At 68.9% G+C, this 23,111-nt stretch carries 17 protein-coding genes and 1 pseudogene; 8 read left to right on the forward strand and 10 right to left on the reverse strand.

What is annotated here, in order from left to right:
- Positions 1–57 precede the first annotated feature (57 nt).
- Both ACWDV4_RS06405 and katG read left to right on the forward strand, forming a co-directional pair.
- A complete protein-coding gene (locus ACWDV4_RS06405; protein ID WP_449975364.1) occupies positions 58–513 on the forward strand; it encodes a Fur family transcriptional regulator in 456 nt (151 codons plus the stop codon).
- A complete protein-coding gene (katG, locus tag ACWDV4_RS06410; RefSeq protein ID WP_449975365.1) occupies positions 510–2,783 on the forward strand; it encodes a catalase/peroxidase HPI in 2,274 nt (757 codons plus the stop codon). The genes ACWDV4_RS06405 and katG overlap by 4 nt, the downstream gene beginning before the upstream one ends.
- A gap of 99 nt (positions 2,784–2,882) precedes the next feature.
- Here the strand turns inward: katG and ACWDV4_RS06415 are convergent, their stop codons facing one another.
- The 3 genes from ACWDV4_RS06415 to ACWDV4_RS06425 form a co-directional block, all read right to left on the reverse strand.
- The gene (locus ACWDV4_RS06415) at positions 2,883–6,695 is read right to left on the reverse strand and encodes a ricin-type beta-trefoil lectin domain protein (RefSeq protein WP_449975366.1); all 3,813 of its coding nucleotides are present in this window, start codon (positions 6,693–6,695) and stop codon (positions 2,883–2,885) included.
- 164 nt (positions 6,696–6,859) lie between these two features.
- A complete protein-coding gene (locus ACWDV4_RS06420; RefSeq protein WP_449975367.1) occupies positions 6,860–7,594 on the reverse strand; it encodes a hypothetical protein in 735 nt (244 codons plus the stop codon).
- A 148-nt stretch (positions 7,595–7,742) separates the two neighbouring features.
- Complete coding sequence (locus tag ACWDV4_RS06425; protein WP_449975369.1) at positions 7,743–8,363, reverse strand: GNAT family N-acetyltransferase; 621 nt, start codon at positions 8,361–8,363, stop codon at positions 7,743–7,745.
- Positions 8,364–8,744: 381 nt separating this feature from the next.
- On the opposite strand from ACWDV4_RS06425, the gene ACWDV4_RS06430 reads away from it, so the two are divergent.
- Positions 8,745–9,527: a helix-turn-helix domain-containing protein gene (locus tag ACWDV4_RS06430; protein ID WP_449975370.1), complete on the forward strand. Its 783-nt coding sequence runs from the start codon at positions 8,745–8,747 to the stop codon at positions 9,525–9,527.
- The gene (locus ACWDV4_RS06435) at positions 9,518–9,721 is read left to right on the forward strand and encodes a DUF397 domain-containing protein (protein WP_449975372.1); all 204 of its coding nucleotides are present in this window, start codon (positions 9,518–9,520) and stop codon (positions 9,719–9,721) included. The genes ACWDV4_RS06430 and ACWDV4_RS06435 overlap by 10 nt, the downstream gene beginning before the upstream one ends.
- Positions 9,722–9,886: 165 nt before the next feature.
- On the opposite strand, the gene ACWDV4_RS06440 is transcribed toward ACWDV4_RS06435, so the two are convergent.
- Positions 9,887–10,216, reverse strand: coding sequence for a hypothetical protein (locus ACWDV4_RS06440; RefSeq protein ID WP_449975373.1), 330 nt, complete (start codon positions 10,214–10,216; stop codon positions 9,887–9,889).
- 192 nt (positions 10,217–10,408) lie between these two features.
- Here ACWDV4_RS06440 and ACWDV4_RS06445 point away from each other — a divergent pair.
- Both ACWDV4_RS06445 and ACWDV4_RS06450 read left to right on the forward strand, forming a co-directional pair.
- Positions 10,409–10,690 (forward strand): annotated as a pseudogene (locus ACWDV4_RS06445) (transposase family protein); the annotation flags it as partial.
- Positions 10,691–10,744: 54 nt separating this feature from the next.
- Entirely contained in the window at positions 10,745–11,326 is a 582-nt protein-coding gene (locus tag ACWDV4_RS06450; RefSeq protein WP_449975375.1) for a hypothetical protein, read from the forward strand.
- A 180-nt stretch (positions 11,327–11,506) separates the two neighbouring features.
- On the opposite strand, the gene ACWDV4_RS06455 is transcribed toward ACWDV4_RS06450, so the two are convergent.
- Positions 11,507–12,067, reverse strand: coding sequence for a hypothetical protein (locus ACWDV4_RS06455; protein ID WP_449975376.1), 561 nt, complete (start codon positions 12,065–12,067; stop codon positions 11,507–11,509).
- A gap of 53 nt (positions 12,068–12,120) precedes the next feature.
- The gene (locus ACWDV4_RS06460; RefSeq protein ID WP_449975377.1) at positions 12,121–13,746 is read right to left on the reverse strand and encodes a serine/threonine protein kinase; all 1,626 of its coding nucleotides are present in this window, start codon (positions 13,744–13,746) and stop codon (positions 12,121–12,123) included.
- A gap of 133 nt (positions 13,747–13,879) precedes the next feature.
- Between ACWDV4_RS06460 and eccD the strand changes: the two genes are divergently transcribed.
- A complete protein-coding gene (eccD, locus tag ACWDV4_RS06465; RefSeq protein WP_449975379.1) occupies positions 13,880–15,262 on the forward strand; it encodes a type VII secretion integral membrane protein EccD in 1,383 nt (460 codons plus the stop codon).
- 4 nt (positions 15,263–15,266) lie between these two features.
- Positions 15,267–16,700 carry a type VII secretion protein EccB gene (gene eccB / locus ACWDV4_RS06470; RefSeq protein WP_449975381.1) on the forward strand — a complete coding sequence of 478 codons (1,434 nt, stop codon included), beginning with the start codon at positions 15,267–15,269 and terminating at the stop codon, positions 16,698–16,700.
- Positions 16,701–16,718: 18 nt separating this feature from the next.
- On the opposite strand, the gene ACWDV4_RS06475 is transcribed toward eccB, so the two are convergent.
- The 4 genes from ACWDV4_RS06475 to ACWDV4_RS06490 are packed head-to-tail and all read right to left on the reverse strand — an operon-like array spanning position 16,719 to position 23,076.
- Positions 16,719–18,983, reverse strand: a complete 2,265-nt coding sequence (locus ACWDV4_RS06475) for a transglutaminase family protein (protein ID WP_449975382.1) — start codon at positions 18,981–18,983, stop codon at positions 16,719–16,721.
- Positions 18,980–20,110, reverse strand: coding sequence for a DUF58 domain-containing protein (locus tag ACWDV4_RS06480; RefSeq protein ID WP_449975383.1), 1,131 nt, complete (start codon positions 20,108–20,110; stop codon positions 18,980–18,982). The genes ACWDV4_RS06475 and ACWDV4_RS06480 overlap by 4 nt, the downstream gene beginning before the upstream one ends.
- Before the next feature lie 2 nt (positions 20,111–20,112).
- Positions 20,113–21,066 (reverse strand): AAA family ATPase, encoded by a 954-nt coding sequence (locus ACWDV4_RS06485; protein ID WP_449975384.1) that lies wholly within the window; start codon positions 21,064–21,066, stop codon positions 20,113–20,115.
- 60 nt (positions 21,067–21,126) lie between these two features.
- Positions 21,127–23,076 carry a fibronectin type III domain-containing protein gene (locus tag ACWDV4_RS06490; protein WP_449975386.1) on the reverse strand — a complete coding sequence of 650 codons (1,950 nt, stop codon included), beginning with the start codon at positions 23,074–23,076 and terminating at the stop codon, positions 21,127–21,129.
- Between the last annotated feature and the right edge of the window lie 35 nt (positions 23,077–23,111).

Genomic DNA, 23,111 nt, shown 5'->3' on the forward strand with positions numbered 1-23,111 from the left:
CAAGCGAAGGTGCGCGGATTGCGGCTTAAGTCCAGAAGAGTGGATTAAGTTCAGCACGTGACGTCCGACTTCGAGACCCAGCTACGGGCGGTCTCGTTGCGCGTGACCCGGCCCCGGTTGGCAGTACTCGCAGCGCTGCGCGACCACCCGCACGTCGATACCGACACAGTGATTGCCCTGGTCCGGGCGGAGCAGCCCACCGTCTCCCACCAGGCGGTGTACGACGTGCTGCGGGCGCTCACGGACGCCGGTCTGGTGCGGCGCATCCAGCCGGCCGGGGTGACCGCCCGGTACGAAACCCGGGTGGGGGACAACCACCACCATGTCGTGTGCCGCTCCTGCGGCGCGATCGCCGACGTCAGCTGTGCTGTCGGCCGGGCTCCCTGTCTCACCGCCTCCGACGACCACGGCTTCCTGGTCGACGAGGCGGAGGTCGTCTACTGGGGCACCTGCCCCGGCTGCGCGACCGAACGCACCTCCCCGCGATTCGCCAGTTCGGAAGGAAACAGATGAGCGATCCTCAGGACAACGCCCCGGTCAGCGCGCAGGGCGTGGACAAGAAGGAGGCGGCCGGTTGCCCGGTCGCGCAAGATTCCGTGACGGCGCACGGCAGCGAGAGCGAGAACCCGGCGATCGCCTCGCCGAGGCCGAAGACCGGCGGTCGTCCGCGCACCAATCGGGACTGGTGGCCCAACCAGCTCGACCTCTCGGTGCTGCACGCCCACTCGGCCAAGGGCAACCCGCTGGGGGAGAGCTTCAGCTACGCCAAGGAGTTCGCCAAGCTCGACGTCGAGGCCCTCAAGCGGGACATTGTCCAGGTCCTCACCACCTCGCAGGACTGGTGGCCGGCCGACTTCGGCCACTACGGCGGCCTCATGATCCGGATGAGCTGGCACTCCGCAGGCACCTACCGCATCCACGACGGCCGTGGCGGTGCCGGCGACGGCGGCCAGCGCTTTGCCCCGCTCAACAGTTGGCCGGACAACGCCAACCTCGACAAGGCCCGCCGGCTGCTGTGGCCGGTCAAGCAGAAGTACGGCCAGAAGATCTCCTGGGCCGACCTGCTGGTGCTCGCCGGTAACGTCTCCATGGAGTCGATGGGCTTCAAGACCTTCGGCTTCGGCTTCGGTCGGGAGGACGTCTGGGAGCCCGAGGAGATCTTCTGGGGTCCGGAGGACACCTGGCTCGGCGACGAGCGCTACGTCTCCGAGAGGGAGATGGCGGCCGGCGTCGGGGCGACCGAGATGGGTCTCATCTACGTCAATCCGGAGGGCCCGCTCGGGAACGCGGACCCGGCTGCCGCGGCCCACTTCATCCGCGAGACCTTCGCCCGGATGGCCATGAACGACGAGGAGACCGTCGCCCTCATCGCCGGAGGGCACACCTTCGGCAAATGCCACGGCGCGGCCCTCGCCGACGACCACGTGGGTCCCGAGCCCGAGGCCGCTCCGCTGGAGGCGCAGGGACTCGGCTGGCTGAGCACCTACGGCAGCGGCAAGGGCGGCGACACGATCACCAGCGGTCTCGAGGTGACCTGGACCGACGTGCCAACCCAGTGGAGCAACCGCTACTTCGAGATCCTCTTCGGTTACGAGTGGGAGCTCACCACGAGCCCCGGTGGCGCGAAGCAGTGGGTTGCCAAGGACGCCGAGGCGATCATCCCGGACGCCCACGACCCGTCGAAGAAGCACAAGCCGACGATGCTCACCACCGACCTGTCGCTGCGCGTCGACCCGGTGTACGAGCAGATCTCGCGTCGTTTCCTGGAGCACCCCGACGAGTTCGCGCTGGCGTTCGCCAAAGCCTGGTACAAGCTGCTGCACCGCGACATGGGTCCGGTCAGCCGCTTTCTCGGGCCGTGGGTCGCGGAACCCCAGCTGTGGCAGGACCCGGTGCCGGCCGTCGACCACAAGCTCGTGGGTGACGCCGATATCGCCGACCTCAAGGCGAAGGTCCTGGAGTCCGGCCTCACGACCGCCCAGCTGATCTCCACCGCCTGGGCCTCGGCCGCCAGCTTTCGCTCCACCGACAAGCGCGGCGGGGCCAACGGCGCCCGGATCCGCCTCGACCCGCAGCGCAGCTGGGAGGTCAACCAGCCCGAGCAGCTCGCGTCGGTCCTGGCGACCCTGGAAGGCATCCAACAGGAGTTCAACTCCGCTGGCGGTGCGAAGATCTCGCTGGCGGACCTGATCGTGCTGGCCGGCTCGGCCGCCGTCGAGAAGGCGGCGCGCGATGCCGGCGTCGAGGTGACCGTACCGTTCCACCCGGGCCGCACCGATGCCAGCCAGGAGCAGACCGACGTCGAGTCCTTCCGGGTCCTCGAGCCGCGCGCCGACGGTTTCCGCAACTACCTGCGGGCCGGCGAGAAGACCCAGCCGGAGACGCTGCTACTCGACCGTGCGTACCTGCTCAACCTGACCGCGCCCGAGATGACCGTACTCATCGGCGGCCTGCGTGCCCTGGAAGCCAACACGGGCGGTACGCGGAACGGTGTGCTCACCGATCGGCCCGGCGTGCTCACCAACGACTTCTTCGCCAACCTGCTCGCCCCGGGCACCCGGTGGAAGGCGTCGGCGTCCGACGAGCACGTGTACGAGATCCGCGACCTGGCCACCGACGAGGTGAAGTGGACCGCCACCGCGGTCGACCTCATCTTCGGCTCCAACTCCCAGCTTCGGGCCCTCGCGGAGGTCTACGCCAGCCAGGACGCGCGCGACAAGTTCGTGAACGACTTCGTGGCCGCCTGGACCAAGGTGATGGAACTCGACCGGTTCGACCTCTGATCTGGTGGTGAACGACGAGCCCCGGTCGATCCATCAGCGATCGACCGGGGCTCGTCCGCCGATCGGCCGGGCCGTATTGCGCGGCCCGTCCGACACTGGTCAGGCTCGGACCGGCAGCGTCCAGGTGCTACCCGAGCAGGAACCCAGGTAGAGGCCGGACAGGCCGTTCGGGCTGGGCGCGGTCAGGCACAGGCCGGACGCGGTGTTCCTCAGCGCGTTACCGGCTTCGACGGTCCAGACCTGGGTCGCGTCCGTCGTGCTGCACGTGCCGGTGCCGACCTGCGTGCCGGACGCCGTGCCGCCGCCAAGCGGCATCATGCAGGTGTTCTGTACGTCGATGCGGCCGTCGGCGCGGATCGTGAACATCTGCGCGCCGCTGTAGTTGCACCCGAACAGCCACAGGCTGCTGTTCGGGCCGCCACGGTCGACGCAGTTGCCGGCCGGGTGGATGATCAGCCCAGCCGCGCCCGGCGCGATGACCAGCCAGACGAACGACGCGGTGGACACGCCGGACGTTGACTGCGCGCGCACCGACACCGAGTACCTGCCCGTGGTGGTGGGCGTGCCGGAGATGGTGGTGCCGGAAACGGCCAGGCCGGCAGGCAGCCCGGTCGCGGTGACGGTGGGCGTCGGGCCGCCGTTGTACGTGACACCGAGCACCAGCGACACGGCCGTGCCGGTGACAGACTGCTGCGGGACCGGCGTGATGATTCGCGGTGCGGTCGGCAGCGCCCAGATCTGCAGCTCCGTCGCCGCACAGTCCGCGAGGGTGACCTGCACGTCGTAGGCCAGCGACGGCGCGGTCAGGCACTTGCCGGAGGCCGGGTTGCGCAGTTCACCGTTCTCGGTCGCCTGCCACACCTTGTCCGCAGCGCCGTCGCAGCTGCCCCGCGCGATGGGCGCGGACGCGACCATGCAGCCGCCCTGCACCTGCAGCCCGCCGTCCGTGCGGACGATCCACTGCTGGGTGTCGCTGTCGCTGCAGCCCCAGACCAGGATCGGGTTGCCGTCTGCGGTCCCGCCGCGCGAGTTGTCCAGGCACCAGCCGCTCGCGTTGCGGATCTGACCGTGGAAGACGGTCCACTGGAACGACGTGACGCCGACGCCGCCGGCCGAGTCGGTGACCGTGACGATCGCCTCACCGGATCCGATGACTGCGGGCGTGCCGGACAGTGCGCCGGTCGACGCGTTCAGGGTGACGCCGGACGGCAGGCCGGTGGCCGCGTACTGGCTGATGGTGTGGGACGACCGCGCGACGATGGTCAGCGCCGACGCGGCGGAGGTCGCCCACTGCCGCTTCGTGACGCCATCGAGCGTGACCGGGGCGGTCGGCAGGTTCCAGACCTGGCCGGCGCGGGTGGCGCAGACGTCGATCGTGAGCTTTGCGTAGGTGTCCCCGGTCGGCGCCGTGAGGCACTTCCCGGTCGCGGTGTGCCGCAGCGTGCTGCCGGACACGGCCCAGACCTGCGCCGCCGCGGTGCCGCAGTCGCTCAACACGACGGAGACACCGTCGTCGGCCACGGTAATGCACTTGGCGAACACCTCGAGGCGGCCGTCGGACCGGACCGTCCACAGCTGTGCGTTGCCGCCGTTGCAGGGGTGAAGCTGGATCGGGTTGCCGTTCTGGCTGCTGGCGTTGGCCGAGTCGGCGCAGTAGCCGTTGATGCCGAGGATCCGGCCGTTGCCGACCTGCCAGGTGAAGGACGCGGTACCGGTCTGGCCCGCCTCGTTCGCCACAGTGAGTGTCACGGCGGACGTCGTGATCGTGGTGGCCGTACCGCTGATCATCCCGGTCGAGGCGTTGATCGACAGGCCAGTCGGCAGTCCGGTCGCGGACCAGGTGAGCCGCTGCGTGGTGTCCAGGTTCGAGGCGAACACCGCCTTGCGGACCACAGTGCCCTTAACCATGCCCTGGAAGCCCGGGTTCTCCACCGAGATCACGTCCTGGCCCAGGCCGGACGGCGCCTTGAACGTCTGGAGGGTCCCCGCCGCGCAGGTCGCGAGCGACAGCCGCGCACTCCAGTTCGTGGACGCGGCGGTCAGGCACTGGCCGGTGGCCGGATTGACCACCTCGCCGCTGCTCCGCGCGGTCCAGACCTGTGCGGAGGAGCCGTCACAGGTATACAGCACCACCGCAGACCCCGCGGTCATGCACTTGCCCTGCACCTCGAACCGGCCGTCGGCGTGCGCGGTGAACAGTTGCGCGCCGTTGCCGCTCGAGCATGGCCAGAGTTGGAGCGGGTTGCCGTCCGTGGTGTTGCTGCTGTTGTTGTCCACGCACAGCGAGCCCGGCCCGCTGAACGCGCCACGTCCCAGGATCACGTTCCAGCGGAACGACGTGGTGGTGCTGGCGCCGGCCGCGTCGGTCGCGGTGACCTGCGCGATGCTGGTGCCTCCCGTGGTTCCGGTGCCGCTGATCACGCCGGTCGTGGCGTTGATCGACAGCCCGGCGGGCAGGCCGGTGGCGGCGAAGCGGACCGCGGTCGGCGCGGTGATCTTCCTCAGCGTCACGACCTGGCCGACCGCCGTGTACTGCGCGCCCGGGTTCGTCACGGCGGGGCCGCTGCCGCAGCGTGTGTTCAGCAGCCGGTCCGGCGATCCGGCGCCCGGGTCGGAGATCAGGCCGGTGGTGGCGCAGTCGACCAGCGCGTCCCGCACCTGCGCGGACGTGGCCGACGGGTGCGCGGCCAGGTAGACGGCGGCGGCACCGGCCACGATCGGCGCGGACAGCGACGTGCCGCCGGAGGTCACGGTGGCGTCGTCCGCGGTCCAGGCACCGGTCTTGATGTCGGTGCCGGGCGCGAAGATGTCGACGCACGAGCCGTAGTTCGAGAAGCTCGCGCGACGGTCCCGGTTGTCGGTGGCACCGACCACGATCGCCTCGGAGACGCGCTGCGGCGAGGTGGCGCATGCGCCATCGTTGGAGTTGCCGGCGGCGATGACATAGGTGACGCCGGCAGCGGTCGAGGCGCGGATCGCGTTGTCCAGTGCATCCTGCGGGCCGGTCGACCAGCTCATGTTCACCACGGCTGGGCGCGGCGCGGTGCTGGTGACCCAGTCGATCGCGGTCAGCGCGTCGGCGGCCGCACCGGCACCGTCGCAGCCGAGCACGCGTACGGGATGCACGGTTGCCTTCTTCGCCACGCCGTAGACCGTGCCGGCGGCCGCGCTGGCCACGGCGGTGCCGTGCCCGCCGCAGTCGTTGTGGTCGGTGCCGGGGGTGCTGTCACCGATCCGGCCGGCGAACTCGGAGTGGGTGGCGCGCACGCCGGTGTCGAACACGTAGATGTGCGCGCCGGAGCCGTCATTGTCGTAGTCGTAGGTGCCACTGGGGGCGCGGCCGGTCTGGTCGACCCGGTCCAGGCTCCAGGAGGGATCGGTCTGGGTGCCGGCGGCGGTGACCACCAGGTCCGGCCGCACGGACGCGACGCGCGCATCGTGCGCGAGCCGCTCGGCATCGGCCGCGGACATGCGTACCGAGAAGCCGTGCAGCGCCGTAGTCCAGACGTTGCCGAGCTTGCCCGAGTATTCGGCGGCCAGGTTACGCGCGTCCGAGCGGATCCGGCCTGCTTCGTTTGCCTTGACGGTGACGATGTAGCTGCCGGGAATCGCCGTACCGGCTTGCGGGGCGGCACCCTTCGCGGCCGGGGGCGGGGCAGCGGCCGGAGCGACTGCGGGTGTGGCAGCGGCAGTAGCGACCGTCGTGCTTGCCGGAGCGGCGGAAGTCTGCCGGGCGGCTGCCTGGACGGCGGGCGTGCCGTCGACCGGCACGGTCGCAGCGGTGCCGGAGTCGGGGAAGCGCGGCGGGACCGCCGAAGCGGTCAGGGCCAGCAGTGGGAGCACCAGCAGTGCGCCAGCCGCCGGTAGAAGACGGTGCCGGGGTGCGGTACCCGGCCTTCGGAGATGATTCATACAGACGCTTCCTCCCGGTTGAGGGCTGTCATCACGTGCCGGTACGAAGTGGTGCAACCGGCCGCATTCAGGCGCGTCATGCTATACCGGCCATCCATGATGGACTTTCGATGGACGTCACGAGAGCCCCTTTTCGAGGGCTCTCTTGACCCCGTCGACTCCGGTCAATCAGCACGCAGGTATCTGCCGAATGGCCGTGTACCGATGGCCTGTGTGGCGGGATCGGAGTGGATGAGTTGGGCGAGGTGGGTACGGGCCTGGTGGAGCATTCGCTCGGCGGTGAGGACAGCGCTACCCGTGTCGAGGAGGCGATGCTCCCAGGCGGGATGGGGGATCGGCAGATCGACGGGCATTAGCTCGTTCATCATGGCGACGAGTTCGTAGACCAGCAGGTGTGCGGCCAGGGCTTCGCGTGCGGCGTACTCGATGATGTTGTCGATGGGGCTGTCCGGGTCGGGCAGGCAGGTTGGTGCGGGCAGTCGCGCCCGACGGACCTTGGCGCGGTGACGTTCCAGCTTTTCGGCGGTGATGACGGCCAGGAGGCTAGCGAGGATGCCGAGGGCAGCGGCAACGGCCCCGGGCAGGTCGGCGGTGCCGGAGAGGGCGGCTACGCCAATTCCGACGACGACGAAGAGGTCGAACTTCCGGTGCCAGGTGCGGTGGATGTTCTGCGCCCGGTCGAGGGCATGCGCGGCGTCGCGGAGGGCGTTGGCGGCGTCCCTGCCGGTGGGCTGGTCGCCGTGGGTGGCGTGGATGAGCCAGGCGACATCGCGTACGTGTTCGGCGGCGATGGCGGCATAGTCCGAGATCAGGCGGCAGGTGCCTCGGCTCGGTGGCGGTGCCGTGCGGCTCTCCGCCACGGTCGGCGGTGCGGAGTGTGTGGAGCCCTGGGGTGTCACAGGATCACATCCGAAGTGGGACGGGTGGTGAGGATCGGGGATGTGTGGCGGGGCCGCCGCTGAAGGGTTGGCTTTGCGGCGGCCCCGCCGTTTTCGGGTGCCCGTCGGGTTGCGTTGCCGCGCAGGTCGACGGGGGTCTTGGGGATGGTCAGGTGTCGACTTTCGGCGTTCGGCCGGGTCGCCACATGGGGTGGATGGTGTGGTGGCGGGTGAGGTGCAGCGGTGGCCGAGCCTGGTAGCCGTGGTGGCTGAGTAGGTCGCGGTGTTCGGTGGTGAAGGCTTCGGTGTAGGCAGCGGTGCCGTAGCGGTCGAGCCGGCTGTGGTGATGGTCGAGCAATCTGCTCGCAAGGCCGGTGCCGCGATGATCGGGGTGGATGGCCAGCAGCGCGAGATGTTCGTGGCCTATCTCGGGGCGTTGCCCGTCGAGGAGTCGGCCGAGGGTGGTGAACCGCTCGGTGTGCTCGCTGCAAGCCGCAGCCAGCCGGGCCTCGTACGCTGCCGGTGGCGGGATCGGCCGATAGCGGTGGAACCAAACGCCGGCCCCGATGGGCCCATCAGCATCGGCGAGGATGTCGACTTCACCGAAGAAGAGGGCGTGTTCGACCCAGATCCGAATGGCCTCGGTGAGAGCGGTGGGTAGCCGGTCCTGGTCGGGAACGAGCCAGCTGGCCAGGGGTAGATCGTGGGCGGCGTCGGTGACAAGCGCGGCGATGGTGGCGACCTCGGCGTAGCGGGCCCGTCGTACGACGGGGGCGTGGGCGCTGACCATCAGCTCTCACCATCGCCTTCGTGGTCCTCTGATGTTGCTGCTGTTTCCTCGTCCGGTGTGGGGTCCGGCGGCGGTACAGGTTTGGTGGGTGGATTCGGAATCGGTTCGTAGTCACCGCTGTACATGACGAACCACCTTTCGATCATGAATTGGGTGGGGGCCACCGCCCTTGTTTGCGGGAGCGGGGCGGTGGCCCCCTATCTGATGCGTTCCCTCTTGTGGCTATTTTTTGCCACCGCATCTGATAGGGACATGTTGGTATGCGAACGACTACGCTCGGAATACCTACGAGGTTGGCGAGTGCGGATCGTGCTGGTTGCTAGTGGGTGAAGGGCTCGCCGAATGACTTGAATGGAAACTGAAGGCAGGGGGAAGGCGCGGGTGAAAACCGGAATCGACTTCTTGATCGCGGAATTGCGCGAGGCGCGGGTATCCCGTGGTATGTCGCAAGAGGAGTTCGGACGACTCATCAACTACAGCGGTGCGCATGTCGGCAACGTCGAGAGTGGGCACCGTCCGGTGAAGGCGGACTACATCCGGGCGGTGGATCAAGCGCTGAACACCGGTGGTCTCTACATGCGGCTGTTCGAGAGGCTGGGCGCGCCGATCTGGCTGCGTGAGTGGATCGAGGACGAGCAGCGGGCAGTGTCCCTACGCTGGTACGAGCCAGCGTGGGTGCCTGGCGTGCTGCAAACCGAGGAGTACGCCAGGGCAACCCTCGCCGACGAAGTGCTCAGCCCGGACGAGGTTGACCGCCTCGTCTCATCCCGGCTCAGCCGCCAAGCGCTGCTGTGTCGAGACCAACCGTTACTACTGACCGTCGTTCTCGATGAGAACGTGATAGTTCGGACATCCGAAAGGCACCACGAAATTATGGTGGCCCAGCTTGCCCACCTGGTGCAGTGCGCTGAGCTGCCGAACGTTCAGATTCAGGTCGTTCCAGCGAGAACCGGGCTCTATGGCGGAATGGGCGGTCCGTTTGTGCTTGCCGAGCTGTCAGAGGGGCAGCGTGCGGCGTGCGCAGATGGTCAACTCAGTGCGCAGGTGACGGACAAGCCTCAAGATCTTGTTACTCTCGAAATGCGGTGGGAGCGGATCCGAGGCTATGCGCTACCCTGCCGCGAGTCCCTCGATCTCATCCGGAAGGCGGCAGCATGGACGTGACCGGCGCCCGGTGGCGCAAGAGCACACGTAGCGGGAACAACGGCGGCAACTGTGTCGAGGTTGCGGACAACCTGCCTGGCGTCGTCCTGGTTCGGGACACCAAGGACCGTGACGGCGGCACCCTGACCTTCGGGCCGGCTGCATGGGCGGGCTTCGTCGCCTCGGCCAAGTCCGGCGCGCTCGAGCTGCACTAACGCAGCGACGGCTCCCTCGAACCCCTGGCCCCTTTCTCGCGGCCAGGGGTTCGTTGTTTTTCTCGACAGCGGTGCGTCCGGTCGCGCTGCCGAGCGAGCTGCCAGTCGTCAACGAACTGGCAGCGGGCCGACAAAGGTGGCGCGGCCCACCTCAAGTGGCGCACATCAACATGTACTCGCCCGGTCGATTGGCACGACCAGGACCACGGCGATGACCAAACCCAGTGTCGAGGCGGCCAGCCAGGGCCAGGGATTCCTGCTGTGGCCCGAGATGCCCCACCAGGCTACGGCGAGGGACAGGATGGCGGTCAGCGTCATCAGTGCGCTGAGCACGGCTCGGGTGGTCATCTCTTGTTGGAGAGAATCGATCGTGTCGTTCGGGCATGGTGCTGAGGGCGCGAATGTCACCAGGGTGAGAAGGCAGCCGAGAAGTGCGACCAGACCGAGTAGCACGGTCAAGATCGTGGCCGCCAGGACAGCCGCAGGGGATCGCATAGGCGCGAGGTTACGCATCCGTGGTCACGAGCATGACACGCCTGGGTGACAGCCGGTACCGGCATTACTGACCCTCTTCCAACCTGATCTTGCAGGTCGGCGCGGTCGGGAAAAGCGTTGATCGATGAGGGCGATGCTCCAGGTAGGACAGCAAATCGACCATAACCCGATGCCCCGACCGGGAGCCTCGCCATGCTGTCCTACCCTGCCACGATTCCGTTGTCCAACCGGACCCTGAACCACCTCGCCGAACGAATCCGCGGCCACCGCCAGCAGCGCAACTCCCGGTGGAGGCGACTGACCCCGGGCCGCCAGGCACTGCTCGCCCTGACCCACCTGCGCAACGGCGACGCCTACACCTGCCTCGCCGCCGGCTTCCAGATCGGGATCGCGACCGCGTGGCCTCTTCAAGAAGCGATCGCCCTGCTGAGCGCTACCGCCGACGACCTGCACACTGCAATGCAGCGCATCCGGCACGCCGTCAAAGACGCTCATGGCCACTACAACTAGCGGTCTATTATTCCGACGATGACACTGCAGCCCACTGACGAGCTCTCTGCTGCGGCGTGGCTGTATGCGACCGATGTCGGCCCGACGCGGTTGATCACGTTCGGGCCGGCCTCGTTCCCCGCGTACGCACGCCTTCGCTACCTGCCCGATCCGGTCCTTCCGGATATGCGCGAGTCGGACGTGCGGCTGCCATCTCGCCGATCCACTGAGATCGACATGGCCCGAACAGCGTTGGAGGCCCTCGCCGACTACAGCTCCTCCACGCGCGACTGCTATGTCTGCGTGTGGGAGGGTGGCGCGACGTTCCGGAATCCTGCACTGACTGGCGGACCCATGCTGGACCTTCCGCACCGGCGATACGTCCTGTTCACCGGTACCCTGGACGACTTGATGGGGTGGAGCGACTTGTTCGACTCCGAAGTTTACTCAGCGCCGGCATTCGTCTGGCCGGCGGATCATGCGTGGTGTTTCGCCAGCGACGTCGACCCTCATTGGGCTGGCATCGGAGCCGACCGTGGGGTTGTCGACCGCCTCGTCGCGGACAGGAACCTCGATGTGGTGCATGCGGACCCGGAAGAGCGGCAGCCGACGTACTACTGACAGCCATTTTCATCGTGCGTAGCGGTTGGCTTCGACGTGGTGCAGGACGAGGATGGCTTGGACGATAGCGGTGGCGTACGCGGCCCCGAGGGAATCATGGTCGCACTGGCCGAGCAGCTCCACAAAGACTGACGAGCGCGGCAGCCGAGAAGGATTCCTGGCGCGGGCCTGGTGTTGTGGTCAGAGGTCGTAGAACCGGTCCGCCATCTCGTACTGGAAGCTCTGGTGCGAACGTTCAAGATATTCGCGGCTGAAGTGTGCGCGGTTTTTCTCGTACCTCGCTCGACCGCGTGGAGTCCAGAAGCAGGATTCCGGTACGGCATCCGTGCCGTCGGGAACGAACTTGAGGATCTCGCCGATAGCTGCCACCCCGAGCGCAAATGTCTGCCGGCGCGCGGCGTTCACGGCCGGATCACTGGATTTTGGGGCACCGCCCTCGTAGATCGCGGCTTCGGAGATGAGCCGCCACTCGCCTGCGTCGAACAGCCGGGAGGGCTCCGGCCCGCCGAAGAAAACCAGGTCATCGGGGCCGGGTACGGCAGGACGCTCCGGCAACTGGAAGATGAACTCCCGGTAGGTCCGACAGCCGGTGCAGGTGCCGTGATAGCGCCGCGCGGGAGCCCCCTGGTCGCTGGTCAGCGCGCTTTCCCAGGCGACATCGACGCCACCGCACTTCGTGCAGGGGTGCAGGTCCAGGTAGAGGTGAGCCTCGTCCCTGCTACGGACGATTGGCAAAGCCATCGGATGCCTCCCATTGACTGGCCAATACGAAACTAGCAGCGACTGGGCGCTAGCTAGAGCTTGCATTGAGCGCCCCGGATCGGGATCGGGTCGGTGGTGTAGATGTGGCGGCCGTCGGTGGCCCGTACCTGGAAGCAGTATCGGCGCGTCGGGTCGACCGGCACCCGCATGGTGCGCTGCCGGTTGGCGACCAGCACCATCGTGTCGATCCGTTCACCCGCTACGACAACGGCGAAATCCAGGTCGCCATCGGCTCGCCAGGTCAGATCGACGTGGTTGCCCCGGTCGGCTGGCGGGGCCAGTTCGAGGTTCACCTTCGGAGGTGCGGCCGACGGTGGAGCCTGAGCTGCTTCCTCGACGATCGTCGGGGAAGCAGCCGGCTGCGCCGGGCCACCCTGTTGCAGGACCAGCGGTACGACGGCCAGCCCCACAACGACCGCGCCGAGGCCGACCAGCAGGCCCGGCCGCCAGCGCGTACTCGGCCGTTTGGATCGGTCGGATGAGGTGTCCCCACCGGTGCGATAGACGAGGACGCGCCCCACCCCCGCATCCTCAGGCAGCGCGGTGTCCGTCGGCTCGACCGGACTGGTCGCCACGGCCGGCGCAGGTGGCATCTCTTGCGGCGCAGGTGGCCCAACTGACGGGGCGGACCCCTCGGGAGTTGGGCCGGAAGGATAGCTGCCAGCGAAGTCGTCGAAGTCGAAGTCGTCCAGGTCGCCGGAGGTGTCCTTCTCGTCCTGCTCGCCGCTGGTCAGCTCATTCGCATCGTCCGAGATAGTGTCGTCCGAGTTGGTGGCCTCGTCACGGTCAGCGCTGGTCGGGCTGGTTATCGGCACCTGGGCGGGCAGCGCCTGCTGATCAGCGGGTGGGGCGGTCATCGCCTGGTGCAGATTTTGGAAGAACGATGCCACACTCGCCGCGTCCGATGGCCGATCCGCAGGGTTCTTGGCCAACAACCGGCCGATCAGGTCGGAGAGTTCGGCGGGGACGGCCGTGCCCTGGGCTGGTGGCACCTGATCCCGCAACACCCGCAGAATCCGCTCGCCCGGCGGCTCACCGAGGCGGCGCGGGAACGGCGGTGCGCCGGTCACCGCGGCGTACAGCACCGCGCCCAACCCGTACAGGTCGGATGCCACGGACCGGCTGTCGTCGCGCAGTGTCTCGGGGGAGGTGTATTCCAGGGCGTGCATCGGGTCGCGAGGGAACCGCTCCCGGAGGGCCAATCCGAAGTCGGCGAGGACGAACTCACCGGATTGTCGGCAAAGCACGTTGTGCGGCGTTACGCCGCCGTGCACCACACCCACGCGGTGGGCGGCAGCCAGGGCGGTGGCGACGGCCGATCCGAGGTTGAGGAGATCGCCCACGGCCAGTGGGTCGCCGCCAGCATCGAGCATTCCCGCCAGCGAACCCGGACACCGCTCCATCCGTACGCCTGATCGGCCGTCCGGGTGCTCGACCAGGTCGTCGATGGGCAGGATCGAACGCACCGACCGTACGCTGTGCAGCGCTTGGCGCTCGCGGTGGTGCCGCGTGACGGTGTCGCGATCGAACCTGTCGGCGTACATCTTGACCGCGACCTCGGCGTCGGTGTTCGCCAGACGACCGGCGTAGACCGTGGCGACCGGACCGGTGGCGAGCACTGTCGAGCCGAAGACAACGTCGCCTACCGTAATGTCCACCGGTCCACACCCTCCGCTTCACTGCCGGCGATATTCGGAACTTAACGTAAGGATGCCGAACAGCCGCCAGTGCGGTACGGCAGCTTCCTGCCTCTGCCAACCGCTGCCGGCTGCCCCGGGCGAAGCTGCTCTGATGCAGAGTACCGGCCTGGTCAGGGTTACCGTCGCCACTGCGCACCGTCGAATCGACATGGCATTGCCGGAGCAGGCCGCCGTCGCCGAGATCCTCCCCGGCATTCTGGTCCGGGCCGGCGAAGGGCTGGCCGACGACGGCGTCGACCACGGTGGTTGGCTGCTGCGCAGGGCCGACGGCTCGGTGTTCGATCTGGATCGGACGCTGGCCTCGCATCGGGTGCGGGACGGGGAGATCCTGCACCTGACGGATCGGCGGATCGACTGGCCGGAGTTGGAGTACGACGATCTGGTCGATGCCATCGCCACCGGTTCGGGCCGTACCGGGGCGGCGTGGGGCCCGCGGCATACTCGGCAAGCCGGGCTGGCGGCCGGAGTCGTGGCGATGCTGCTCGGCCTGCTCGCGGTGCTGAGAGCCGGACCCCCGTGGACGTTACCGGCGCTGTGGGCGCTCGGCGTGTCCGCGTTGCTTCTGGTCGCTGCCGTGGTGTTGGCCCGTGCGATCGGTGATGCCGGCGTGGGTACGGTGCTCGCGGCGATCGCGTTGCCGTTCGCGTTTACCGGCGGTGGGCTGCTACTTGCCGGTGACAAGCCGCTGACCGAGCTGTCCGCCGGTCATCTGGTGGTTGCCGGGGCGATGTTGCTGCTGGTGGCGCTGGTGGGTCAGGTCGGGGTGACCGCCGCTACGGCGTTGTTCACCGGGGCGGCCATGGTCGGCCTGCTCGGTGTGGTCGGTGGCTGGCTGACCAGCATCGACGAGTTCGAGTCGTACGAGGCGGCGGCCATTGTGGGCGGCGTTGTTCTGGCAGTCTCCACCATGTTCACTTCGTTGGCGTTGCGGCTCGGTCGGGTGCCGATGCCGGTGTTGCCGCGATCTGCTGCTGATTTGGTCCGGGACGATCCGCAGCCGAGTCTCACGCTGGTCCACGCTGCGGTGGCCAGGGCGGAAGCCCTGCTCACCGGCATGCTGACCGGGTCGTGCGTGGCGGTGATGTGCTGCCAGGTGGTGCTGATTCGCAGCGACAGTACGGCCGCCGTGGTGTTGGTCGGGGTGCTCGCCGCCGGTTTCCTGCTTCGTGCGCGGCTTTATCCGATTCTGCGTCAGCGAGTGCCGCTGCTGGTTACCGGGATGTTCGGGGTCGGCTGCCTCTTCGTCGGTCCGCTGATGGCCGACCGGTCCGCGCTGCTGGTGTCCACCGGGCCGCTGCTGCTCGCACTCGCCGTTGTTGTCATCGCGGCTGGCATCGTTTACAGCACTCGCGTTCCTAACCTCTATCTGGGCCGGTTCGCCGAGTATTCCGAAATTCTGGTTATGGCGGCTGTTGTCCCGGTGGCCTGCTCGGTGCTCGGCCTGTACGGCTACGTACGCGGCCTGGGGGGCTGATCCGATGGCGTCGAAACGCGACCAGCTTCAGGCGTACCAGTTTCTTGTGCAGCGGGCGACCTCGGCCCTGGTCATTCGGGAGAGCGACCCGGAGCAGCCGCCGTTTCGCCGGCCGGCTGGTGCGTCGCTGGCCGGCGTAGCACTGGCCATCGTGGCCCTGGCGTGCGTCGGCGTGTACGGAATGATCGTGCCGGGCGGCAACAAAGCCTGGCGCAAGGACAATGTGGTGATTGTGGAGAAGGAGACTGGTAGCCGCTATGTCTTTCTGAACGGGCGGCTGCATCCGGTCACCAACTACGCCTCGGCGCTGCTGCTGATCGGTACGCACGGCAGCACCGAGCGGGTGTCCAGGAATTCCCTGGTCGGTGTCCCACGCGGCCCCCGGATCGGCATCCCGGACGCGCCTGACGCGCTACCCGGCAAGGATCGGCTGCTGTCAGGGTCGTGGTCCCTGTGTTCGGCTCCGGCCAGCGACCTGGCCGGCAGTCGGATCGAGGAGTCCGTGCTGTTGGTCGGTACCGCCCCTGCTGGTGGCGTCAGCCTGGGGGACCAGGCCCTGCTGGTGGAGTTGGTGCCGACCGGTGACCGGTTCATGATTTGGCGCGGCCACCGACACAAGATCAACAACTACGGTGCGGTCGGTGCGGGACTCGCCCTGACCACACAGCCGTGGGCCAGGGTGGGCCGGTCGTGGCTGGACGTACTGCCGGAAGGGGCCCCGATCGGGCCGATCGAGGTGCCCCAGGCGGGAAGCCCGTCCACCGCGGTAGCCGGGCGGACCGACATCCGCGTCGGAACCCTGCTGGTGGTGCACACCTCCGGCGGCGGGCAGCAGTACTACCTGACCGAGCGGAATTCGCTGCGGCCGATCACCGAACTGCAGTACGACATCCAACGGGCGTTCCTACCGGTCCTGGCCGCATACCCCGGCAGCGAGCCGGTAGCGATTCCGCTGGCCCCGTCGCTGGCTGCCACGGCACAGCAGCTTCCGCCGGTCGACACCGCTGCGGGTGCGGCGCCTGCCGCACGGCCGGAGATACTTCGGCCGACCCACGACGAAGCCACGGTCTGCGCCACGTTCGAACCGGGTGAGGCCGTACCCCGGTTGGGTGTCGACGCCACGCTGCCGCAGGCAGACCCGCTGACCACGACCACCCGCCGGTCCGCGTACGGCACGCCGCTCGCGGACCGGATTCATGTGCCGCCGGGTCGGGCCGCTGTGATCGAGGCGATGCCGTCGACGCTCGCGCCGGTCGGCACCCTGACGGTGGTGACCGACATGGGTCGGCGCTACCCGTTGGCCACACCCGAGGTGTTGGCGATGCTCGGTTACTCGGCGGCCCGCCCGGTGCGGCTGCCGGCGAGCCTGGTCGCGCGCCTGCCGGAAGGGCCCAGCCTCGACCCGAACGCCGCCGCGCGTCAGTCCCTCGGCGGTTGAACCTGCACCACAACAGTCTCAGGCCGAACCGGGCTGGCGGGGCTGGGCAGCACGTCGCTCCCGGCCCGCCAGCGGCAACAGGGGTCGAGGATCCAGTGCCGCTCGCAGCCGAAGAGCGAATGGTTGCCCGGCCAGGCCTCGGCGGATCGCGCGCACCTCAGCCCAGGCGCGGGTAGCGGCGTCGTCGGGTAGCTGCACACCGGACCACAGGGTCGAGTCCAGCATGCGTCCCAACTTGATGATCGACTCTGTGGTCGCTTCGCCAACCATGGGGGCTGCCGAGTGGGCCAGGTTTCGCGGCGTCATTCCGATCCGATACGGCACCCCGTACGCCAGCAGCCACTCGCACACCTCGGCCCAGGCACCGATCACCCCGTCGGCGCCAGTCCGGCGACGCCGCCGGGTGGCGCGTACCGCCTTCGCCAGCGGCACCCCGACCAGCCAGCCGACCAGCAACCCGGCCAGCATCGTCGCCACCACCATCGCGGATTGGCGGAGATCGAGGCCGGCAGCCCGACCGCCCACGACCTGCTGCGGTGCCGGTGGCAGCTGCTGCGGATACAGATCCTGCTCGGGCGGAAGCTGGGCCCGCGCCTGCGCGGCCGCCTTGGCGAGTCCGGACGGTGCCTTCTCCGGCTCGGTGACCTTGGCCCCGACTGCGGTCGGGTTGAGCGGCACCCAGCCCACTCCGGCCACCGCCACCTCTGGCCAGGCCAGCACGTCACGGTTGCGTACGACGTAGGAGTCGCCGTCGCGCTCGGTCGATCCGCTGTAGCCGACGACCAGCCGGGCCGGGATGCCGTTCAACCTGGCCAGGACCACGTAGGCGGCGGCGAACTGCTCACTGGTGCCGCGCTTGCTCTCGGTCAGGAAATGCCGTAGCTGCGGCCAGCCGTGCCCGGTGGACAGGTTTCCGCCGATCACCACCTGGTAGTTCTCGCTGAGGAACCGGTCCAGTTGTAGGGCCGTTTGGAACGTCGGCCGGAGGCCCTGCGCCGCGTCCTTGGCCAGCTGGCTGATCTCGGCGGGTACGACGCCGAGGTCGCCGAGCCCACCCACCGCCGTACGGTCGACCGAGCCGACGCCCAGGGCGTCGGCGTCGGCCGTGGGCTCGGACCAGGTCAGCCGGTAACGTCTGTCGTCGTCGGCACCGGTGAGCTGATCCAGCAGCAGCGTGCCGGCGGTTTGATCCACCAGGGGCGCGAGTCCGTCCACGGCCAACGGGATCGACTGACTCGGCAGCCATGGCCCGGGCAGGTCCCGTACGTGCACCTCGGCCGAGCGGGTGGTGCTGCCCGGTGCCCCTTTCAGCGGGGCCCCCAACCGATACAGCTGCGGGTCAGCGGACCAGTTGACGCCGTCGAAGCCATCCAGCACGACCAGGCTCCACCGGTCGACCGGCCGGTCGCTGCGGTAGCGGAACACCTCCCGGCCCGGGTCGGCCAGCCGCGGCGCGATCTCCTGCAACGGGCTGCTGATCCGGTTCTGCGGCAGCGGTGCCGGGTGGCGGTCCTTGAGCCGGTACGGATCCTGGTCGGCCGGATCGAGGCTGCCGATGACGACGGCACCGGCCGCCATCGCGAGCACGGTCGGCACCGTCAGCCAGAGGTCCATCCCGGATGGCCGTCGACCCGACCTGCGGATGCCGTCGCGTGGCCGGGACCGGCTCGGATGATCGGCCCACAGCAGCAGGGCAACGGGGATCGCGTAGCACGCCACGGCCAGCAGCGCCGTACCGCCGGACAGTGCCTGGTACGCCTGGGCGAGCCCGACCACCGCCAGGCCGGGCAGCACCGCCACCAACGGCTGGCGCAGTCGGAGCAGGAGTTCGATGCCGAGCACCGCCGCGAGCAACACGGCCAGCGGGACGAACAGCAGTTGCTCAGCCTCCGGCTTGGCGGGCCAGGTGGACTGTAGGGTGAGCAGCCAGCCCTCGGTGAACCCTAGCCAGAGCGCCCGCAGCGACGTCGCAGTGGGCAGCCCGGCGACGGTGGTCGAGAACAACCCGGATTCGATCAACCCGAGCGCACCGGCGAACAACATGAGCAGCGGCCGTACCGCCGCCAGGCGTGGTTGACGCGCGGCCAGTTCGACGCAGCAGTAGCAGGTCAGAACGACCACGAGCACCGGCACCAGCAGCGCGGGCAGGCCGAACACCGGCCAGAACAGCAGACCGGCCACCGCAGTCGAACCGAGCAGCCCAATGACCGCGACCCGGTTGAGATCAGCCCGGATCACCTCGACCCGGTTGAGGTCGGCGGCCGGCTGGACGGGCTCGCTCATGCGGCACCGGCCCGCGATGCGTTCCACCTGGCCACGACGTCTGCCGCAGCCACCGCAGCGATCAACCCGGTGCCGCTGTGGATGATCGGTTCGGTGCCACCGAGCCGGATGACGGTGGTCGACCGCCACCGGCGAGCCGCACCGACGTCGGCATCCGGCCCGGTGACCACGACAACCGCCCCGCCGGGCCGGGAGGTGGCCAGCGCGGGCGGCACCAGTGGCGCTTCCCCCGTCGCGTCCTGGCTGATCAGGCACAACTCGTCCAACAACAACCGGGCCACGCGCAAGCCACTGTCCACCGGGGTGTCGGTGCCGGAGGGGGTGATCAGCCGGCACTGCTGTCCGGCCGCCGCCGACGCGTACAACAGCGAGGTCGCCACCTCGACCGCCTCCTCGAACATGGCAGGACTCATCGCGGTCACCCTGGTGTCGAGTACGACCGTGAATCTCGTCCGGGCCGGGTCGGCGTACTCGCGCACCATGAGCTGACCGGTGCGGGCGGTCGCCTTCCAGTACAGGTGTCGCACCTCGTCGCCGGGCACATACTCACGGACCGCACGCAGGTCCGTCGAGCCGCGCAACGGGGGATCGGTGATCGGCCCGGCGTAGTGGTGCTGAGGATGCGCCTCCTGCGCCGGACGGGCCTGATGCCGGCGCGGGTACACCCACAGACTCGCGGTAGCGCCAACGGTCTGCTCGGTGCGGACGAGGCCGAACGGATCAAGCCGAGTCAGCAGGAGCGGGCCCACCTGGAGCCGGCCGCGTACCGAGGTGGGAAGTTCGTAGTGGTAGGTGGCCTCCGCGCTCGGCAGAAGCGGTCTGACCTGGATCTTGTGCAGCTCAGCCCCGACCCGGTCACCCGCGGCGAAACCACCCTGCCGACGCGCGGTGATGTTGCGTACGACCAGGGTCGCCAGCGCGGGCTTTCCGCGTTCGAGCCGGTCTGGATACACGGTTCGGCTGACCTCGACCTTCGGTCGGAACAACGTGGTGCCCACGGCGGCCAGGAGACAACCCACCGCGACGCCGCCCAGCATCCGGAAAAAGGCATAGCCGGCCAGCTCACCGACGGCGTAGCAGCAGATCGCTCCAGCGAGGACGGCGACGCCCCGGCGAGTGAGCCGCACGCCTACCTCCCGGTCGCGGCCGTGGGCGCAGCGGTGTCGGCCAGCAACTCGTCCACCACCTGGCTGACCGGCCGCTGGTTCAGCTCCGCGTCCGGCGTGAGTACGAGGCGGTGGCACAGCACCGCGTGCGCCACATCCTTCACGTCGTCCGGGATCACGTAGTCACGGTCGTCGGTGGCGGCGAGGGCCTGGGCCGCCCGGATCAGGGCGATGCTGCCGCGCGGGCTGGCACCGTACCGGACCGCCGGGTGCGCCCGGCTCGCCGCCGCCAGTCGGACCGCATAGGAGACGATCGCCGGAGCCACCCGGGACTTGCGCACCTCGCCGATCACCCGCTGTACGTCGGCGATGTCGAGCACCGGGCGCAGCTCGTCGGGGTCCATCCCGGCGCAGTCCGCCAGCACCACCCCCACCTCGGCGTCGTGATCGGGGTAGCCGACCGACAGCCGCATCAGGAACCGGTCCAGCTGCGCCTCAGGCAACCGGTAGGTGCCCTCCAGCTCGATCGGGTTCTGGGTGGCGACGACCAGGAAGGGCCGGGGCATGTTGTAGCTGACCGCGTCGACGGTCACCCGACGCTCGGCCATGACCTCCAGCAGCGCGGACTGGGTCTTGGGCGTACCCCGGTTGATCTCGTCGGCCAACACCACGTTGGCGAAGATGCCGCCGGGGTGGAACAGGAACCGCTCGGTGCTCTGCTGGTACACCGTCACACCGGTGATGTCGCCGGGCAGCAGGTCGGGAGTGAACTGGATGCGGTGCCACTGGCCGCCGATGCTGGCCGCGATACATCGTGCCAGGGTCGTCTTACCGACCCCGGGCACGTCCTCGATCAGCAGGTGCCCCTCGGCGAACAGGGCTGCCACAGCAAGCCGTACGACATCCGGCTTACCCCGCATCACCAGCTGTACGTTGTCGGCGATGAGCTGGTAGGCCGCCCCCGGTGTTGGTGTCACGATGCTTTCCCCTTTGTCGACGCTGCACTCAGGCCCGGGTCCGCCCTCCCGGGTACGTACCTAGACCTCCGGCACACCTGTCCAGGTGTCGCTGCGGGTGCCCGCCGAGTTCTTGATGGTGGCCGTGACCGAGATGCTCCCGAACCAGATGATGTTCGTGATAGTGAGGTTGGTGACGCCGTTGCAGGCGACGGAAGGGGACGTGACCTGGGCGAAGGTCGCCTGACAGGTCGCCGAGGAGCCCTTGTTGTCGGCCCGGACGCTCACGACCAGGCCGGAGGTTGTGCTCCGTACCCGGAGGATCTCTATGGTCGGCGGCGCGGTGGGGATCCGCGCGGAGCCAGCCGCCCCACGGACCGTCGGCGAGCCGGACGGGCCGAACCGGGTCACCGCGCGCACCGTGACGGTACCGGAGATGCCGGTGTACTGGGTGCTGCGGCCGGTCACCTTACGGTCGGCCTGGCCCGACACGCTCACCAGGTAGTGCACGAGCGTGCCGCCGTACAGGTTGGGTTGGGTCCACGTCACGGTGTACGTGCCCGAGGCGGAGTTGACCGTGACCTTCGGTGCGGCGGCCGGGCGACGCGGGACGACCGACTGGGAGCTCGCGCCGGGGCCCCGACCCACCGCGTTCTCCGCGACCACGGTTATCACGTAGGACGAGCCGTTGGTCAGCCCGGACAGGGTCGCGCGCCGTGTCGCACCGCTGACCCTGGTCGACCCGCCAGACCAGGACAGGTGGTACGCGGTGACCTTCGCCCCGTTTCCAGCGGCGGCCCGCCAGGAGACGGTGACCGAGCCGTCGCCGGCAGTGGCGTTGACCCTGCCCGGCGCGCCCGGCGAACTCGCCGGCACGCTCGGCGGGGTCGGCGCTTCGGTTGGTGGAGTCGGCGTCCCGCTCGGCTCGGGTGTCGGCGCACCGGTCGGCTCGGGTGTCGGCTTCGGATCTTCGCCATCGATCGGCACGTCGGCAACTGACCCGTTGTCGCCGTCGACGACCAGCACGTGTGAGCCATCCGGGCTGTCCACGTAGATCTTGTTGTCCTCGCCCTGGGTCGCCCTGGGCGATCCGCCCTTGCCGGGAATCTCCATGCGCTTCTTTTGCGTGCCGGTGCCGTCGTAGGTCAGCAGCACGTTGCTGGTCTGGTCGACCAGCGCGATGACCTTCGAGGTGGTGACCGGCTCGGAGAACTGGCCGTCCTTGGGCAGTTCGACCACGACCGGTTGGGCTGCCGGGCGTTTGTGCAGCCCAGCGGTGTCGACCAGGAGCAGCCGATTGCGCTCCGGGTCGACAACGGCCAGCCGACCGGCAACGGTCCTGTTCGCGACCTGGGCCGACGCGGGCAGGTCGATGCCGATGGCGGCTGGCTCGCCGAAGCCTTTCTCCCCGACCGTACGAAGCGTGTCCGAAGTGGTGTCGACCAGGACGGGCTGGTCGTCGACGACGGTGAGCGAACCGCTGTGCCCCGGTGCCAGCCGTGCGTGGCAGACCAGCCGGGTGGCGGCCCGTGTCAGTTCGCAGAGTGAGCCGGTGTCGGTCCGGTGCAGCCACACGGTTCCGTTACCGGTCGCCGTGGGCCTGGACAACGGCCCGCCCGCCGGCACCGTCGCGGCCGGATCACCAAGCCGGACCACCTGACCCGCGTTGCGGTAGACCAGGTACGGACCGCCCGCCACCTCCAGCACGACCGGCTGTTCGGTGGCGGGTGGCGTACGGGTGTCCTCGACACTCAGCGTGGACTTGCTGAATGCTGTGACCCGCGACCGCTCGATCACGTAGCCGGACCGCTCGCCCTGCGCGACCTGGCTACCCGGCTCGGCACCGGGCACCATGGCCCGTGCGTCGATTCGGCCGGTGGACCCGTCGACGTGGAACGCCGACTGGAACTCGCCGTTGTACACCCAGTGGCCTACCTGGATGAACTGCAAATCAAGCGCGGCCGGGTTCTCGCCTGCTACGGCCGCGCCAACAAGTCCCACGCAGCTCGCGACCAGGGCCGCAATCGTCACGCGGGCCCGCGCCGTAGCACTCAGCTTGCGGCGAC

It is taken from the genome of Micromonospora sp. NPDC003197 (genome assembly GCF_053590565.1).

Excerpts from the sequence above, each read along its gene's own strand:
- katG (WP_449975365.1), top strand. The coding sequence starts at position 510 with ATGAGCGATCCTCAGGACAACGCCCCGGTCAGCGCGCAGGGCGTGGAC.
- ACWDV4_RS06415 (WP_449975366.1), bottom strand. The coding sequence starts at position 6,695 with ATGAATCATCTCCGAAGGCCGGGTACCGCACCCCGGCACCGTCTTCTA.
- ACWDV4_RS06425 (WP_449975369.1), bottom strand. The coding sequence starts at position 8,363 with ATGGTCAGCGCCCACGCCCCCGTCGTACGACGGGCCCGCTACGCCGAG.
- ACWDV4_RS06435 (WP_449975372.1), top strand. The coding sequence starts at position 9,518 with ATGGACGTGACCGGCGCCCGGTGGCGCAAGAGCACACGTAGCGGGAAC.
- ACWDV4_RS06440 (WP_449975373.1), bottom strand. The coding sequence starts at position 10,216 with ATGCGATCCCCTGCGGCTGTCCTGGCGGCCACGATCTTGACCGTGCTA.
- ACWDV4_RS06450 (WP_449975375.1), top strand. The coding sequence starts at position 10,745 with ATGACACTGCAGCCCACTGACGAGCTCTCTGCTGCGGCGTGGCTGTAT.
- ACWDV4_RS06455 (WP_449975376.1), bottom strand. The coding sequence starts at position 12,067 with ATGGCTTTGCCAATCGTCCGTAGCAGGGACGAGGCTCACCTCTACCTG.
- eccD (WP_449975379.1), top strand. The coding sequence starts at position 13,880 with ATGCAGAGTACCGGCCTGGTCAGGGTTACCGTCGCCACTGCGCACCGT.
- eccB (WP_449975381.1), top strand. The coding sequence starts at position 15,267 with ATGGCGTCGAAACGCGACCAGCTTCAGGCGTACCAGTTTCTTGTGCAG.
- ACWDV4_RS06475 (WP_449975382.1), bottom strand. The coding sequence starts at position 18,983 with ATGAGCGAGCCCGTCCAGCCGGCCGCCGACCTCAACCGGGTCGAGGTG.